This window comes from Adlercreutzia equolifaciens (assembly GCF_029076695.1).
Classification (GTDB): Bacteria; Actinomycetota; Coriobacteriia; order Coriobacteriales; family Eggerthellaceae; genus Adlercreutzia; species Adlercreutzia equolifaciens_A.
Map to the genome: position 1 here is coordinate 1 of NZ_JARFIK010000114.1, position 376 is coordinate 376.

Annotated in this window: 1 protein-coding gene; it reads right to left on the reverse strand. The window is 39.9% G+C overall.

Features of this window, described 5'->3' with window-relative positions; genetic code table 11:
• Positions 1 to 320: hypothetical protein (locus PZH32_RS11690; protein ID WP_275208426.1), on the reverse strand; the 320-nt coding region annotated here is incomplete at its 3' end.
• Between the last annotated feature and the right edge of the window lie 56 nt (positions 321 to 376).

Consider the following 376-nt stretch of genomic DNA (forward strand, 5'->3'; position numbering starts at 1 on the left):
TTATTAATATCCGGCGGCAGGATCTTAATATTCATCTGACGACATGCATAAATATACTCAGATACCTTAGACGGATTATCAATGACTGATGTCATAAGCGCTGCCATATATTCTACCGGGAAATAATATTTCAGCCATGCAGTCTGATAAGAAACCACTGCATATGCAGCCGCATGAGACTTATTGAACGCATATTTTGCAAAATCGATCATTTCATCATAAATCTTATTTGCAGTCTGTTCATCAATTCCATTCTTTATACATCCTGGTACGCCTGTCTCCTCATCACCATAAATAAAGATCTTACGTTCTTTCTCCATGACTGCCGCCTTTTTCTTTGACATCGCACGACGCAGAAGGTCGCTTCGTCCAAGTG